We start from the raw sequence: 15,963 nt of genomic DNA, 5'->3' as shown, positions 1-15,963 counted from the left end.
GCGTCATATTGCCTTGACGATCGATCCTTACCACTCCAGAACGGAAGTCTTGTTATCCAAACGAAGATGTCATGAAAGTTCCGAAAATTGCCATACTTGTTGATACGGCCACCGGATGGGGGCGTAGGATCGTAAGAGGTGTTTTGGATTACGCGATCGAAGTAGGTCCTTGGGACGTGTGGATCAATCCTTCAGGTCGCAATGAGCAGCCAACTCTACCCCAGGGTTTTGAATTCGACGGCGTGGTGGCACGGATCACGTCTCCCGAGATGTCCGCGCTTTTCGAAAGAATGGCGATTCCTGTGGTGAATGTTTCCGGAATTGTTTTTGAAAACTGTAATTTTCCTCGGGTCACCGTCGATAACGAGGTCGCTTGCTCTTTGGCGGAAGCTCATCTGCGGGACCGGGGATTGAGCCAGTTTGCTTACGTAGGGAGAATGGATCTTCCTTATGTACAGAGGCACGAACAGGCATTTCAAAAACGATTGGCGGAAACCGGGACGGATTGCCATATCTTCAAGCCCGAGCAGGGACACGGCAATGATCCCACCTGGCCAAGAAGTGATGATCGGCTGATCCCGTGGCTGAAGAATCTACCGAAGCCGATCGGGATTTACACATGGGGTTTTCAGATCGGACGGGATTTGGTGAGTGCCTGCCGTCAAGCGGAGATCTCCGTCCCCAATGATGTGGCGATATTGGCTGGAGACTTCGATGACTTGCTGAGCGACGCGTGTCATCCGCCGCTCTCAGGAGTCGTGACACCGGCCCGGGAAATAGGATTTGAAGCGGCGTCCATTCTCCACCGGATGCTAGCCGGACAGAAACCTCCCGAGCAAACCGTGCTGATGAAACCCAAGGAAGTCGTGAAGCGACTCTCTACGGAGACGATGGCGATCAATGATTCCCAACTGGTCCGCGCGTTGAATTATCTCCGGGAGCATGCCTGTGAAAACATTCAGGTGGAGGATATTTTAAAAGAGGTTCCAATGGCCAGAAGGTCACTGGAGCGTCGCTTTATTCGTCATCTGGGTAGAAGCCCCGCCCAGGAGATCCGCAGGGTGCGGATTGAGCGGGCCCGTAAGCTTCTTTCCAAGACGAACCTCTCCATTCAGGAAGTCGCCGAGGCCTGCGGTTATGCGACTTACAACTATCTGGGAACGGTCTTCAAAGAAGAAACCGGAATCTCGCCCGGTAAGTATCGCCTGATATCCCGCGAGCCAAATCCTCCGAAATCCGCGGGTGGGCAGAAAAGCTAGGCCCTGAATTTTTCATAGGCTTTCACGATATGCTCCACGATAGGATGGCGGACGATGTCCGATGGCGAAAACCTGGTGAAAGATATTCCCTCAATATCGCCGAGAGCGTGCTCCGCTTCGTGCAGTCCGGAGTGAATACCGGGCTTCAAATCCACCTGTGAGCTGTCACCGGTGACCACGAGTTTCGACTCTTCGCCCAAACGGGTGAGAGTCATGAACATTTGCTCCCGCGTCGTATTCTGGGCCTCATCCAGGATCACGAAAGAGCGGGAAAGCGTCCTCCCGCGCATGAATGCCAGGGGCGCTATTTCAATAATGGACTCATCCAGATAGCGCTGCGCTTCCTCGGGATCCAGCATGTCATTGATGGCATCATAAAGAGGACGTAGGTATGGGGCTACCTTTTCCTTCAGATCGCCGGGAAGAAAGCCCAGCGCTTCACCCGCCTCAACTGCCGGGCGCGTGAGTATAATCCGGTGGACCTGCCGCTTCTTCAACATGTGCAAGCCCACAGCCATGGCGAGATAGGTTTTACCCGTTCCCGCCGGACCGAGCCCGAAGCTCACATCGTTTTCCTGTATGGCTTTCACATAAGCCAACTGGTTCGGCGTCCTGGGTGAAACGGTTTTCCGGTTTTTCGATCCTACTAATTTAATCGTAGAAAGTGAGTTCAGCGGAGTATCTCCCGCCTGCTTCGCGATATCGATCGCCAACCGGAAATCCCGGTCCGAAATGTGGGAACCGTTTCGCTGTGATGCTTCCAAATCCGCAAAAATATTCTTCGCCGTCGCCGTAGCTGCCTCCTCACCGGTGAAGCTGATCCATCCCTCCCGGGAAACCGTTTTCACCCCGATCTCCTTCTCCAGATAGGTAAGGTTCCGCCTATCGTTGGCAAATAGGCCATGGAGAAACTGCGGTGTATCGTATTCAATCTTTAGAGTGATGGGTTTCAAGCGATGCGGAATGTAGGTTATCCCGCAACCATAATCCCTGCAGCGTCGGAGTAAAACAGTATTCGGGACAGGGATTGTGAATATGCGATTTATCGTTCCAACCTCGCTGGCAATGGCGCATGGATAACTGCTGGATTCTTATTATCAACAAGTTGGGAGTTACATGTAATAGTTTTAGTTAAGTTTTTTATTGACGGGGAAGGAGTCTTATTCAAAGCCTAGGGGTATGAAATTTATCCTAAACAGTATATTTCTCTCTGGAATCTTCGCCGTTCAATCAGCTAGCGCCGCCCTAACCGTGGCTTGGTCCGAGGATTTTAATTCCTACACGACTCCCGGAACTGACCTTAACGGCGTATCCACCGCCACCGGAACGGGCACTTTTGATACGACCTCCGGCGTGGTGGCTAATGGCAGTGGAGGTGTGACTCTTACCGCAGATACCAACCGCCAGCAGCTGGCGATTGAAAATGCCACTGCGGCTCTTGCTGGACGATTTACCTTTGATATCACACACGATGTCGTGCCAGACCCAGCAACAAATAACTCGATTTTCCTCCAGATGACGGAAGGCGGACGTAGCACCGGCAGTAACGAAGTGGCGGATTTTGCCTATACGCTCAATGGTGGCGCGGTTGGGACGACTCCGGTAACCTTTAATATCTTTTTCAACGTCACAGGCGCTGACTTTGCCTACACCGCACCTGACAACACCATGCAAACGCTCGTCACAGGCGCCTACGATGTGTGGATCGATAACACCCGGACCACGACGGCTTCGAGCGATACCAACGCAATGGGAGGTCTCCCCGTCAATGGCGTCAAGACCTTGTTCCTTCAGACTTTCAACGGCCAGGAAGGAAACGTCTATACCTTTGATAACATGTCTTTCAGTGTGCCGGAGCCGGGTAGCGCTTTGCTCGGAATGATCGGCGGCTTGCTGCTATTGAGACGTAGGCGCTAGCCGGCCGGGGCGGCCACGTGATGGCTCGGAAAACATTTTTCAGCTTTCAGAAAACAGGCGGGACCGGAAGAAGGCCCCGCCTGTTCCGCGTATGGGATAACAGATCCGGGCAGTAGTGATCCGGCGGTTTTGCCGGGAAAAAGTCAGGCGAGCAAATCCGCTAGAGCGTCCTCGCTGAGAATGACCACTCCCAGCTGGGTCGCTTTGTCGAATTTTGAGCCGGCGGATTCCCCGGCCAGAAGGTAGTTGGTCTTTTTGGAGACAGAGCCGGATACTTTGCCTCCGTTTTTTTCGATGAGGTCTTTGAAATAGCTGCGATCCTGCGAGAGCGTGCCGGTGATCACGAAGGTTTTCCCCGAGAGCGGAAGTTTCGGCGCTTCCGCCGGTTTGGGCGCATAATTATCGGAGACCGGATCGATTCCCAGATCCGCCAGCTTGCGGAGCGTATGCTCACCAGCAGGGGAACGGAAAAAACTCAGAACGGACTCCGCCACTGCCGGACCTACATCGCCGGTGATTGCAAAAGGCTCCAGCTCGGGATTTTTCTTCTTCGCATCTGCGCGGGTATCACTGATGAGCTCCGCGAGAACCGGGGAAGTGGAAAGATCAGAGAGCTGCCGATGTAGGCGCGAGAGTTCCTTTGCGGCGGACTCGCCGAGATGGCGAATGCCCATGGCGTAGAGCCACTTGTGAAGAGGTTTGCCGCGTGCGGAGCTGAGCGATGCCAGGACTTTTGCGGCATTTTTTTCCCCGAAACGACGCGGGCTTTCCTCTGTGCCGAGGTTCAAGTTGGCAAGCAGGTTTTCCGTCAGGGAAAAAAGGTCCAGCGGGCTGGTGGCATAGCCGTGGCGGACCAATGCTTCCGCGACGGTTTCTCCCATGGAGTCGATATCCAAGGCCTTGCGGGAAGCAAAGTGGGTGATGGCAGTCGTCGCTTGAGCCGGGCACTCGAAATTCGTGCAGCGCCATGCGACGAAGCCTTCTTCCCGCGTAATGGGGGCCTGGCAGGAAGGGCATTTGCCATCGACTGAATCGTAAAGCGAGAATGGTTTCGCAGACGGATCCGGATCGATGACTTTGACGATGGCCGGGATAATTTCTCCGGCTTTCTCGATGAGGACTCTTGCGCCCAGATAGATACCCTTTTTTTCGATTTCGTCCTGATTGTGGAGGGTTGCACGGGATACCGTGGAGCCTGAGATCAGCACCGGTTCCAGCTCCGCGACGGGAGTGAGCACGCCGGTGCGGCCGACCTGAACGGATATGGATTTCAGCGTGGTCTCCTGCTGCTCCGGAAGGAATTTAAAGGCAGCGGCCCAGCGTGGGGCACGCGATGTGAAACCGAGCGTCTCCCGCTCTTTCCGATCAAGAACTTTGATCACCACACCGTCCGTTGCGTGATCGATCTCATGACGATGATTGCGGAAAAAATCGATCCCAAGGAGCAATTCTTCCAGATTTTTCGCGATGCGGATCGGCTGGTTTCGCGGGATGGAAAGTGTGTCCAGGAGCTCATGGAAATCGTGCTCGGAGCCCAGCTCTTCCCCATCGTAAGCACCCAGCCCGTGCGCTAGAAATGCCAGCGGGCGGGTGGCAACGATGCGGGAATCCAGTTGCTTGACGGTTCCGGCGGTGGCGTTGCGCGGGTTGGCAAAGGTGGGTAGGCCTTGTTCATCGCGTTCTTCATTCATCGCCGCGAAGGCGGAGTTTGGCATGAAAATCTCGCCACGCACTTCAAGTATCGAGGGCACGATGTATTTCCGGCTGCTGTGTGCGATTGTGGGGCGGAGGCTCAGTGGCAGGCTGTGGATCGTCCGGACGTTTTGCGTGATGTCATCTCCCATGGTGCCGTCACCACGTGTGGCCGCATATTTGAGAGCTCCATTTTCGTAATAGAGCGAGACGGCAACGCCATCGATCTTGGGCTCCAATGTCACTGCAATATCTTTGCGCCCGAGGTTTTTCTGCAGCCGCTCGTAGAAGGATATCAGTTCCGCTTTTGGCTCTGGGGAGTCTTTGAGCTCAAAAACATCATCAATGCTGAGCATTGGCACCGGGTGGCTTACCTGGGTGAAAGCGGAGTTCGGAGTCGAGCCCACACGCTGCGTCGGTGAATTCAAGTCGGCCAGCTCCGGGTGGGCTTTTTCCAGATCTTCCAGCTCGCGGTAAAGTTTATCGTAATCCGCGTCAGAGATCTCTGGTTCCGCCTGGGTGTAGTAGAGGCGATTGTGGTGATCGATGAGTTGGCGTAGCTCGGCAACGCGCTTCTCTGGTGTAGAAGAATCGGAAAAGAGATCGAGCTCGGAATTCATGGCGATTTGATAGTGGACCGGATAGATGCTGAGAAGGCGAAACTAGTAGGACGGGAGGCTTCTGTTGCGAGTTGACGAGGAGGGCAGGTGGGAGCAGGTTAGCGCCGTTGAGTGCTGTGAATTACAAGATTGGAAATGAAAAGCTGGTGAAGGTGCTGGAAGGTGCCTCAAGTCATTTGCGTTCGCTACTGGAAAAGCAGGGGCGTGCGGATGGAGCTTTACGTATTGCGGTGATCGGTGGCGGATGCTCTGGATTACAATACAAGATGGATTTGGTCGATGGGCCGCGGGATCGGGATATTCTCATCCCTTCGAACGGAGTGAACGTGGTGATTGATCCAAAAAGCGCTTTGTTTGTAAGCGGCAGCGAGCTGGACTATTCCGATGATCTCCAGCAAGGCGGCTTTAAAGTCAGCAACCCGAATGCGGTGGTCACCTGTTCATGTGGCGAGAGCTTTGCTGCGTGAGGATCCCATGAATGCTTTTGAAAAACTTGGGTTAGAGCTGGAGCTTACCGTTTCCGAGGAGGAAGTGCGGGAGGCTTTTCGTAGGAAAGCCGCGGAGGCTCATCCGGATTCCGGCGGGAGCGAACAGGAATTTTCCGGGCTGCAGGCAGCGAGAGAGGTGCTGCTCGGCCCATCCGCCCGTCTCAGGGAGTGGCTGGCTGCGAAAGGAGTGGAGGTCGATCCCCGCGGGCAGATTGAGGCTTCGCTCATGGATCTTTTCCAGAAAGTGGCGGAAACGGGCTCGGGTGCGGAAGAGGCGATCAGACGCAATGCGGCTGCTCAATCGGCTCTTGCGAAGGCGATGCTGGAGGTGCAGCTGATGGCACGTCGTGAAAAATTGAAGGATTTGCTCGCGGAGGTGGAAACAGAGATCCGCGGACGCATCGATCGATTTGCGATGCTGGAAAAGAATCAGAATGACGCCGCGAAAATTTTGCGGGATCTGATTTTTCTCGAAAAGTGGCGCGGCACTCTGAAGGGGCTTTACGGTAGACTGATGTGATTTTCCCGGTGACGGGAGACGATAAAAAAGCCTCCGCAGGTGAATGCGGAGGCTTTGAGGAATCAGGATGTGGCCGAAGTTTCCCTCGGAATTTCTTTATTCCACATCTGTCTCGGAAACGCTCATGCGGTAGAAGCGTTTTCCGCCGGTTTCAATGGTTAGACGATAAGCGTAGAACATCGCATCATTCGTGATTTTTCCATTTCCCGCGTCCGCGCGCCCGTCGCCGTAGCTGACCAGAGCGCCCGCTACATCGACCATTTTGACATCCGGTGATTGGAAGTCGTTATCGTTTGCCACGAAGAGGAAGTAGTCGTTTTGCTGAGGAGTTGAGAGATCCGGGACGAGACCAAAACCTTCCATCTTCTCATTCAGTGTATTGGAGTCCGGCGCTGAGGTATTGGTGTTCAGGCCAAATTTTGCGAGGTCATCCGCATCGAGCATATTGATGACATCCAGCGCGGCTGCCGCCTTGACGGATGGGTCGAGCACTCCGCCGGGGCTGATTGCATCGGCTTCCGCATCGGCGAGAGCGAGGATGTTCGTCGCCGAGGAGAAATCGACCAGCTGGACCGATTTGTAAACAATCGGGTTTGCCGAGCCCGTGCCGAGGCCATTGCCGTCGCGGGGAAGCATCAGGAACTGGCCGTTGCTGATCGCGGTGATTTCCGATTGGGCGGCGGTTTTGTCAGCACCCGAGTTGTCACCGTTGGTATCGATCCTTGGCAGCGGCACGACGTATTCCCCGATGAGGACCGGCGTTTCCCGCAGCGCACCCTCGATATTGTAGACATAGAGGCGGGTATGGTTTCTGCCTTGCTGGCCAGCGCCGGTGTCCTGGACAAGTGCGCTCTGCATGAGTGCGAACAGACGTGTGCCATCCGGAGAGACCGACATACCTTCCAGTCCCTGGTTATTGCGGCGGCCGGTGGTAGGGGCGGCAATGGAATCAAAGTTCAGAATCCCAGCCGGCTTGTGCGGGCGGGCTGATTCCGGGAGTTGGGTGATGCCGGTGATTTCCTTCGCTGCATTGAAACGGGCGATGTAGGTGCCGTATTCATCGGAAACGAATCCGGAACCGTCGGCGAAAAGGTGGATTGCCTCAGCATCGAAGCAGAGGAGGCTTTCCTGGGCACCGCCGGGACCGTTTGCCGCTGTGGCGACACCTACGCTCTGGCCGAATGCCGTAGCCGTGTTCGTTACGTTCAAGCCGGTGGTGAACTTGGTTTTTCCTCCATCCTGATAGGTGAACTTCACCGAGACGTTGTTGTAGACCGGTTGGATCTGGCCTTGGGCGACGGGTTCGCTGCCATAGGCGGGCACAAAGCTGAAATCGACCTCGTGCAGGCGGGCAGCATAGTTGGAAAAGATCCCATCGGCATTGTATCCACGATCCGGAAGAACATTGAAGGTGCCGGTGAATCTTTCGCCATTGGCATCGTAGCTCCAGTTCGTGATAAACAAGCCGGAAGCTGCTCCCATGGTCTCACCGAATTTGTCGAGGCTGCCTCCGCTGAGACGTCCCACGCCGACGAGCCCGTGATTTATCACGCGAGCGCCTCCGGTGGATGCTCCATCGGTGAGGTTCGAGTTCGGGACGAGATAATCGGCCGATTGACCGGCAGGTGAAATGGCCGGGGCAAGAGTGAGAACCGTGGACCGTTGGTTGGCGGTATCCACCTGGCTTTTCACCGTGTAATCCACACCGGATAAGGCGTCCGACCAGTCTTCGAGGTTCGCACTGGTTTCAATTTTTCCCGTAAGGCCGATGCTTGGCATCTGGGTGGTGAAGGCAAGTTCCAGATTTCCCGAGTCATCCGAGAGGGCCGGAAGATTCCCGAAGCCGCTTCCTTCATTGGGGTTCAGGTTGAAAAAGTATTCGAGCGCATCAGTGAGGCCGTCACCATCGCTATCGTTTCCAAAGCCTGCCGAAGTATATCCGTTGGAAGAGAGCCAACTTGCGAACGAGGGGCTGATGAAAGGCGGATTGTTGATATTTCCCGGAGAGCCGGTTTCGCTGCCATGCATTGCTGCGATGTGAGCTCCGTTGATCCCCACGACGCTGAGCCGGGTGATGGTCGCGACATCCAGTCCCGCCGAGTTGTCAAACGTGGCATATGGAGCGGATTGTCCGGAGCGTCCGAACGATACGCTGGCTCGCCGGATATTGGTCGGCAGCGAGTTGTCATAGAGGTTTACCGCATCGCCACCGGTGCTGAGGCCGGCGCCATTGTAGGAACCGATTTGCAGATTGGAGGGTGGGTTTTGACCGAACCATGTACTGACAAACGTGGTGATGGTGGTGGCCGGGGTGCTGCTTTCGAGGAAAATCACAGACTCGCCCGGTGCGATGCTGGAGATCCCGATGAGTGGGACGGCATCTGCGGGAGTTTCGGAAGAATCATCGATTTTCCATCCCTCGATGTTTACCGGCCTGGCTCCGATATTGGTCACCTCGAACCAATCAGCACGGACGGGACTGTTGCCACTGGACCAAGGGGCTACTTCGCTGACGATCAATTTACCGGGGGCGGAAAAGCCGGGAGAACCGATTTCGCTGGCGCTGGCAGCTGCCGCGAAGGCGCCATTTGAGCCTATGCTGCTCAGACGTGTGAGAATGGTGTCATTCTCCGCGAGCGTATTGTCGAAGGTGCCGAAGGGAGCGGTGGAGGGGGATGAGCCGAAGTCCACTCTGGCCTGCTGGTTTCCGCTGGCGTTGAAGAGCGTCACCGCGTCGCCATTTCCACTTAGGCCGATACCACTGCCGGAATAGTAGCCGACCTGGAGTGATGCGGGTGGATTGGAGCCGAACCAATGGGCTTTGAAAGCTGCCACAGTCGTGGAATCGCCTTCGATAAAGATGACCGATTCGCCTGGCGCGATGGAAGTGATGCCGGTGAGAGCTACAGAGTTACCAAAAGAGCCCGAGTTGTCGTCCATTTTCCAGCCGGTGATGTTGACTGTGGCCGTGCTGGTATTGGTGAGCTCGAACCAATCCGCGCCAACGGCGGTGCTGCTGGACCACGGTGTAACTTCCGTGATGGCAATCACCGGTGCTGGCGGAGTTTCCGGCTCCAGATCCGTGAGTGTCAAAGTGTAGGCTACAGAGGTGTCCGGGCTTGTTCCCACGGAGCTGTCATCGACTTCAATGGTGATGGCGTAGGAGGATTTGCTTTCAAAATCCAGCTCCGTGCCGGACTTGATAAAGAGGCTGGTGCCCGAAATTTCAAAGAAGGCGGCATCCGGACCTGCGAGTGATAGCTCATTGGTGCCGAGACCGTCATCGGTGACAATGATGTCGCCGACTTTCACCGGAGATGCCGTGCTGGTGTTTTCCGCGATGGTCGTGATCGCATTGTCCACTTCCACGAGAGTCGGGGCCATGTTCGCGGCAGAGGATGGCGCGTAAACCCAGAGCTGTGGGAAATCGATACTGCCTCCGCCGTTTTCGTTAACGATATAGAGATTTCCGGCACGATCCATGGTGACACCTTCATGCTGCTGGTTTGCCGCAGTGAGAGGGTTGCCGGGATCTGAAACGATCTGAAGCGTGCTGAGAATGTTGCCGCTACGGTCGATGTTCACAACCCGCGCGTCCTGCTGACTGAGAAGGATCAGATTTCCTTCTTGTGGTTTCCCGGCTGTGGCTGGGAGGTTGGCCATTGCGAATACATCGGCAAAGTCACTCATCCCGCTAAGCGATGGGTCAAAAAGGTTGGTGGAATTTTCCGTGGTGGGAGAGCCGTTGGTAGCTGTTCCTGCGGTGAAATCGATGCCCGTCTGAAAAATGCCCAACGGGGAAATTTCTTTGAGCACGATAAAGCCACCGGTGAGTGGATCGAAGGTGAGTCCCTCGGTGCCGGTGTTATCCACAAAAGTTCCGATCTTCACGGTCTGTGTCGCAGAGCGCTCCAATGTCGCTCCGGCTGTGTAGGTAAACTTCACCAGCTGGCGATCGCGCTCTTCGCTCATCACAAATTCACCACCGCCGATGTAGGTGATGCCTTCGATATCGTAGAATTCGGTTCCCTGCGGACTGCTTCCCAAGGCAAGCGTCATGGTATCGATCAGCTCACCGGTCTTGGAAACCTGAGTGAGGGAGCGGCCACCATCGCATGCGATAAACAGCGTATCTGTATCCCAGTTGTAAGTGACTGCGGAAGCTTCCTGGCAGAGTAAATTGTGCGAGGGTGTTCCGGAGGGGAGGGTGGTGCGGGTCGGTTCCGGTAGATCGTATCGACCGATGCGGACATAGGTGGAGAGATCCACGGATGAAGGGCTGGTGACAACTTCCACGACGACGGTATCACTATCGGTGGAGAAATTCCCACTGGTTGCGCGCACCCAGTAGCGGGTTGTCCCGGCAAGTGCCGGTGTCTGGAAAGTGCTACCCGTCGCATTGGCGATCGGGTTGGAGGTGTCTCCGCTCTCTCCGAGATACCATTGGAAGGTAGGCGCCGGGAAACCGGTGGCTACTACGGAAAGCGTGGTATTTCCGCCGCTTACAATGGCTCCGCTGGAGGCTTGCATGCTGAACGCGGGGGCAACCTGGTCATCATTGAGGATGGTTCCGATGCCCTGGGATTTTGCAATGACAGTGTTGCCCAGTTGATTGACGGTATTGGAGAGCGTGAGGATGATGGTTTCATCTCCTTCTCCGACGGTATCTCCGAGCACGCTGATATCGATAGATTCCGTAGCGGCTCCAGAGGCGGTGAAATTGATGGATCCAGAGCTGATCGCCTCGAAATCCTCTCCTGCCGTGGCCGTCCCGCCGGTCACGGCGTAATCGACAGTAAACGAAGTGTCTGTATGGGAACGGGTGACATCCAAAGTGAGGATTTTGCTGCCGGAATCGCCTTCGGAAATCTCCGCCGATGAGATGGAGACGGTAGGGATGACCAGTCCGCGATTTCCCGGGGAACCGATTTCACCCGCGAGGGAGTCTGGAGCGTAGGTGCCGAAGTTTGTGCCATCGGCAGCTGTATAAAGCGCAGGGTTGCTATCCGGCACCCAGACCATGGATCTGACTTCGTAGGTGGATTCATCGGAGCCATCAGGACTTGCGGAATAGCCGGAATGGCCTCCGAGAGAGGCAGTCCCGTCCGCACGGTTGAACGCGCCTGATTCATAGCTTACGAAAAATACCTCATTACCTCCCGCTTCGAAAAGCCGCACTCCATCGTTTTTACCCAGACCCGGAGCGTTTGGCGTGAACGCGATCTTCGCCCCATCAGGCATGTTCCAGAATGCCCGGAAAACGGCGGGATCCTCAGAGGTGAAGACAATGGATTCACCGGGAGCCAGGATCGTGCCGGAAGGGACTTTGTCCAATGTCTCGTTATAGCTTCCGCCACTGTCGGACCAGGTGTAGCCACTGATATCTGCGGGATTGGCTCCAATGTTTGTCAGCTCCCAGAAGTCTTCATTGCTGCCGTCCTGTTTGGAGAGGATTTCCGTAAGTAACAAATTGTGGGGGAAAACATCGGCATCATCGGTGACTGTGATTTCGATGGTGCCAAGTGTCGCGTCGGTCGCTGTCGCGGTGATGTCAAAGGTCTTGTCGCCATCCGGGAAAATATCGTCGATAGCGTTGATTTCGAAAGTGGCGGAAGCTTGTCCGGCGGGAATGATGACGGTTTCGGGCACGGATGCTTCGGTGGTATCCGTGGAGGTCAGTGATACTTCCAGCGCCGCAGAAGTGGATCCTGTGCGGGTTACCGTGCCGATCGAGGCCGGGCTTCCGGCGCTTTCCCGAAATGATGCGGCGCTAACGCTTAACGAAAGGGAAATCGAAGGCGGTGCCACGCCGAATCCGCTGTAACCTGGAGAGCCGGTGTTTGTAGAGCTGGCCGCAGCCGCGAATGTGCCAAGGCTTGTGCCGGTCGCATACGTGTAGCGTGGTGTGCTGCTGCCTGTGGAGGCATCCCAGACAATGGCTTGGCCCGAGGCCCCGCCGGCTGAGATCCCGGCGTGATCGCCGGTGGAGGCATTTCCGTCCGTTTTGGTGAAGCCGCCCGCTGCGTAAGTGAAAAAGAACAGCTCGCTTCCGCCGGCATCGAAGAATGCTACCCCATCGTTTTTCCCGAAGCCCGGGCCGCCCTCGACGATTTGGACAGTATTCGCAATGCCCCACTGGGTGCGGAATGTCGCGCTGTTTTCTCCGGTGAAGACGATGGATTCGCCGGGTGCGATCATCGTGTTGGCGGGAATCGTGACACCGGATGCCGCTTGGCGGCTGTCATCATCCCAGGCATATCCGCCGAGGTTTATGGTGGTCGTTCCGGTATTGGTGAGCTCCCAGAAATCGCTCAGTCCATCGGACTGGATTTCGGTGAGGATCAGTTGCGCGTCGAGGGCTGGTATCGTGGCCAGCGCTGCAGTGATACAGGCGGCAGTGGTATGGAATTTCATTGGGGGAGGTAGAGGTTCCCCGCATTCCATGCATGCGTCCGAAGGCTGTCATTCGCGTGTTTGTGCCAGAACGGACACAAAATCCCAGCGTGCGTGCGCCGGGCTCGACAATCGAATCCGTCGGAAACGATAGAGGAAAAACCGGGCTGGCTCAGCGGCGCTGACTTGCCGGCGAAGAAGTCGGCGGGGTCTCCGGAGCCCGCGAAAACTCGCTACTGCTCGCAAGATAAAACATGGCACCACCGCCTCCTAAAACTGCGATCAGGATTAGAAGGGTGATCAGGAGGGAGAGAAACGCTTTCATGGCATGAAGTTTGGCTCCGGCCAACGTTTCTGGCCAGAGAGAATTTATTCATAAAAAAAACGGGCACTGCCTTGCGACAATGCCCGTGGGGAAAGGGGAAGACTTCCGTTTATTTCGAAAGGTAACTGCTGACACCTTGATGATCCGGGGTCATGGCATCGGAGCCTTTTTCCCAGTCCATCGGGCAGACCTCACCATTTTCTTCGAAATGCTGCAGAGCATCGACAACGCGGAGGCACTCACGGATGGAACGGCCGAGCGGCATGTCGTTTACGACTTGATGGCGGACGATGCCATTGAGATCGATGAGGAACAGGCCGCGATAGGCCACGAGCTCGCCAACGACGACACTCTTGCCTTCTTCGTCGATCTCGAAGTCACCGGCGAGGACATCATAGTCTTCGGAGATGGTTTTGTTGATATCCGCAACGAGGGGATAGGTGACACCCTGGATGCCGCCTTTGCTGCGTGGAGTTTGCAGCCACGCCCAGTGGGAGAACTCGGAATCAGTGGAGCAACCTACGACTGCCACATTGCGTTTCTCGAACTCCGCGAGCTCTTCCTGGAAGCGGTGAAGCTCCGTCGGGCAAACGAAGGTGAAGTCCTTTGGATAGAAAAAGAAAACGACATATTTTTTGCCGATGTATTGATCGAGGGAAAAGTCCTCGATGATGGTTTCACCTTTTACGGCTTTTGCGCTGAAAGATGGGGCTGGTTTACCTACTAGGACGGACATGATATTTCTTGGATGCTGAAATTTTTGAGTTCAGTGAAGTTCCGCAGACTGCGGTGGACGGCAACGGCGTAGTCCCGATTGAGGGTATTCTGCAAGTGATTTTGAGTCCGAAACCCGTGGAACCCTACGATGGCCCCGGACTGTAGTTTGACCAATCGCTATTCTGGTGGACCTTGGCCAATCATCATCCCGGACAAACCGGGGCTATTCCCGACGCGGGATGATCAATCAGACACAACGAAAATTATGAGTAAGAAAATAACTTCAGGCGGTAAGCTCCCGGCTATCACTCTTTCCACGGTAAACGCGGGTGAAATTACACTGGGAAAGGTGAAAAAGCCCGGGAACTGGCAGATTGTGACAGTTTATCGCGGCCTGCACTGCCCGATCTGTCACAAGTATCTGGCAAGAATGGAAGAGCTAAAGGAGGATTTTGAAAAGCTGGGAGTGGAGCTTCTGGCCGTTTCCGGGGATCCTGTTGAAAAGGCTGAAAAGATGGTGGATGAGCACGAGCTCACCATTCCTGTCGCCTACGGATTGAGCATCGGGGAGATGAAGGAACTGGGGCTGTACATTTCGGAACCGCGCAGCAAAGAGGAGACGGACAGGCCCTTTGCCGAGCCTGCGACCTTTGCGGTGAATGCCGAAGGAAAGCTGCAATTGATCGAGCTTTCCAATACGCCATTCAATCGGGCTGACCTGGGTGAATTGATCGAATCCGTCCAGTGGGTGCAGGAAAATGACTACCCGATTCGCGGAACCTTTGAGGCTTGAATCATTTGAGCTTCAATACCGCTGCAAACGCTCCGTCGGTGCCATTTTCTGTCGGGGTGATTTGCAGTGTCTTACGTAGCTCCAGCTCCGGGTGATTCTCTACAAAAGCTTTCACCAGCTCGATATTTTCCAGATCTTCGATCGAGCAGGTCGAGTAGATGATGCGTCCGCCAGGCTTGAGGCATGGAAGCGCATTGGCAAGGATCTCAGCCTGGATTTTTACCAGATCATCGATGTCGGTGGTTTGGATGCGCCAGCGGACATCGACCCGCCGGCGGATCACTCCGGTATTGGAGCAGGGGACATCGAGCAGTATCGCATCAAAGGCGTTGAGAAAACGCTCCGGAGCCGGCTTGCGCCAATCGTGCACAGAGATTTCATCGGCCTTGATGTGGAGACGCGAAAGATTTTCCTCGAGGCGGGGGAGGCGTTTCTCATTGGAGTCGGTGCAGGTCAATCCTTCGCCACCGCCGAGCTCGGAAGCAATCAGGAACGCCTTGCCTCCGGGAGCCGCACAGGCATCCAGAATTTTCTCACCCTTTTTCGGCGCCATCAACTGGATGCAGTGGCGGGTTGCCGGATCCTGGATATACACATTTCCCGCAGCGAGAAGCTGGGTGGGGAGTTTCCCCTCCAAGAGATAGTAATCAGGCGCGTGATCGAGCTTTTTGCCAGGGATTTCTCCCTCGGGTGGAGCGAGGGGATTGATCCTGAAATACGTCTCAGCAGGCTCGTTGTTCCACTCCATGATGGCGGTGGCTTTGGCCTTGCCGAAAGATTTTCTCCAGCGGTTGTAGAGCCAGTCCGGATGGGAATAAAGAACCGCCGGCGGCATTTCGTCCAGTTGCTCCATTAGCCGTTTCCGGGAAGTGATCGCCTTGCGCAAAACCGCATTGATCAAAGGCCGAACGGATGTTTTTCCCGCTTCGACAGTCTCGTTGACCGCGGCGTGATCGGGGATATTGAGAATAAGTATCTGGCAAAGACCCACGCGTAGAACATCGCGGGTTTCCGCGTCGAGCTTGCCTTGGCGGAGCTTGGAGATCCAATGATCCAAAATACGGCGGTGGCGCAAAACACCGAAGAGTATTGCCTGCAACAAGCCGCGATCCGAGGAGGACAGCATACGGCGCTGGGCATGGCGTTCGACAAGGGACTCGGCGTAATCGTGGCCTTTCGCCCATGCGCGTAGGGCGGAGACGGCGGCTTGGCGGACGTGGAAATTTTTAGCAGGCACAG

Annotated in this window: 11 protein-coding genes; 5 read left to right on the top strand and 6 right to left on the bottom strand. The window is 55.4% G+C overall.

Annotated elements, in window-relative coordinates; translation table 11 throughout:
• Positions 1-71 precede the first annotated feature (71 nt).
• Positions 72-1,259 (top strand): AraC family transcriptional regulator, encoded by a 1,188-nt coding sequence (locus tag ACFSSA_RS04930; RefSeq protein WP_386818876.1) that lies wholly within the window; start codon positions 72-74, stop codon positions 1,257-1,259.
• Here ACFSSA_RS04930 and ACFSSA_RS04925 read toward each other — a convergent pair.
• Positions 1,256-2,212 carry a PhoH family protein gene (locus ACFSSA_RS04925; RefSeq protein WP_386818875.1) on the bottom strand — a complete coding sequence of 319 codons (957 nt, stop codon included), beginning with the start codon at positions 2,210-2,212 and terminating at the stop codon, positions 1,256-1,258. The genes ACFSSA_RS04930 and ACFSSA_RS04925 overlap by 4 nt on opposite strands.
• Positions 2,213-2,438: 226 nt before the next feature.
• Here ACFSSA_RS04925 and ACFSSA_RS04920 point away from each other — a divergent pair, with 226 nt between their 5' ends.
• Complete coding sequence (locus ACFSSA_RS04920) at positions 2,439-3,176, top strand: hypothetical protein (protein WP_386818873.1); 738 nt, start codon at positions 2,439-2,441, stop codon at positions 3,174-3,176.
• Positions 3,177-3,319: 143 nt separating this feature from the next.
• Here the strand turns inward: ACFSSA_RS04920 and ligA are convergent, their stop codons facing one another.
• On the bottom strand, positions 3,320-5,488 hold the full coding sequence (gene ligA / locus ACFSSA_RS04915) for an NAD-dependent DNA ligase LigA (RefSeq protein ID WP_386818871.1): 2,169 nt from the start codon (positions 5,486-5,488) through the stop codon (positions 3,320-3,322).
• Between the two features lie 116 nt (positions 5,489-5,604).
• On the opposite strand from ligA, the gene ACFSSA_RS04910 reads away from it, so the two are divergent.
• On the top strand, positions 5,605-5,955 hold the full coding sequence (locus ACFSSA_RS04910) for a HesB/IscA family protein (protein WP_386818869.1): 351 nt from the start codon (positions 5,605-5,607) through the stop codon (positions 5,953-5,955).
• Complete coding sequence (locus ACFSSA_RS04905) at positions 5,912-6,496, top strand: J domain-containing protein (protein WP_386818867.1); 585 nt, start codon at positions 5,912-5,914, stop codon at positions 6,494-6,496. Before ACFSSA_RS04910 ends, ACFSSA_RS04905 begins: the two co-directional genes overlap by 44 nt.
• Before the next feature lie 96 nt (positions 6,497-6,592).
• On the opposite strand, the gene ACFSSA_RS04900 is transcribed toward ACFSSA_RS04905, so the two are convergent.
• The 3 genes from ACFSSA_RS04900 to ACFSSA_RS04890 all read right to left on the bottom strand — a co-directional run bounded on the left by ACFSSA_RS04900 (position 6,593) and on the right by ACFSSA_RS04890 (position 13,950).
• Positions 6,593-12,910, bottom strand: coding sequence for a lamin tail domain-containing protein (locus tag ACFSSA_RS04900; protein ID WP_386818865.1), 6,318 nt, complete (start codon positions 12,908-12,910; stop codon positions 6,593-6,595).
• Between the two features lie 151 nt (positions 12,911-13,061).
• Positions 13,062-13,214 carry a hypothetical protein gene (locus tag ACFSSA_RS04895; RefSeq protein WP_386818863.1) on the bottom strand — a complete coding sequence of 51 codons (153 nt, stop codon included), beginning with the start codon at positions 13,212-13,214 and terminating at the stop codon, positions 13,062-13,064.
• A gap of 109 nt (positions 13,215-13,323) precedes the next feature.
• Positions 13,324-13,950 (bottom strand): peroxiredoxin, encoded by a 627-nt coding sequence (locus ACFSSA_RS04890; protein ID WP_386818861.1) that lies wholly within the window; start codon positions 13,948-13,950, stop codon positions 13,324-13,326.
• Between the two features lie 246 nt (positions 13,951-14,196).
• Between ACFSSA_RS04890 and ACFSSA_RS04885 the strand changes: the two genes are divergently transcribed.
• Positions 14,197-14,724: a peroxiredoxin-like family protein gene (locus ACFSSA_RS04885; RefSeq protein ID WP_386818859.1), complete on the top strand. Its 528-nt coding sequence runs from the start codon at positions 14,197-14,199 to the stop codon at positions 14,722-14,724.
• Between the two features lies 1 nt (position 14,725).
• Here ACFSSA_RS04885 and rsmB read toward each other — a convergent pair whose 3' ends face one another.
• Positions 14,726-15,961 (bottom strand): 16S rRNA (cytosine(967)-C(5))-methyltransferase RsmB, encoded by a 1,236-nt coding sequence (rsmB, locus tag ACFSSA_RS04880; RefSeq protein ID WP_386818857.1) that lies wholly within the window; start codon positions 15,959-15,961, stop codon positions 14,726-14,728.
• Positions 15,962-15,963: the final 2 nt, after the last annotated feature.

The sequence above is a fragment of the Luteolibacter algae genome (assembly GCF_042683045.1).
In the GTDB taxonomy this organism is placed as follows: Bacteria; Verrucomicrobiota; Verrucomicrobiia; order Verrucomicrobiales; family Akkermansiaceae; genus Luteolibacter; species Luteolibacter algae.
This window is presented reverse-complemented; position numbering and strand designations above follow the sequence as displayed.

Excerpts from the sequence above, each read along its gene's own strand:
- ACFSSA_RS04930 (WP_386818876.1), top strand. The coding sequence starts at position 72 with ATGAAAGTTCCGAAAATTGCCATACTTGTTGATACGGCCACCGGATGG.
- ACFSSA_RS04920 (WP_386818873.1), top strand. The coding sequence starts at position 2,439 with ATGAAATTTATCCTAAACAGTATATTTCTCTCTGGAATCTTCGCCGTT.
- ligA (WP_386818871.1), bottom strand. The coding sequence starts at position 5,488 with ATGAATTCCGAGCTCGATCTCTTTTCCGATTCTTCTACACCAGAGAAG.
- ACFSSA_RS04905 (WP_386818867.1), top strand. The coding sequence starts at position 5,912 with ATGCGGTGGTCACCTGTTCATGTGGCGAGAGCTTTGCTGCGTGAGGAT.
- ACFSSA_RS04900 (WP_386818865.1), bottom strand. The coding sequence starts at position 12,910 with ATGAAATTCCATACCACTGCCGCCTGTATCACTGCAGCGCTGGCCACG.
- ACFSSA_RS04895 (WP_386818863.1), bottom strand. The coding sequence starts at position 13,214 with ATGAAAGCGTTTCTCTCCCTCCTGATCACCCTTCTAATCCTGATCGCA.
- ACFSSA_RS04890 (WP_386818861.1), bottom strand. The coding sequence starts at position 13,950 with ATGTCCGTCCTAGTAGGTAAACCAGCCCCATCTTTCAGCGCAAAAGCC.
- ACFSSA_RS04885 (WP_386818859.1), top strand. The coding sequence starts at position 14,197 with ATGAGTAAGAAAATAACTTCAGGCGGTAAGCTCCCGGCTATCACTCTT.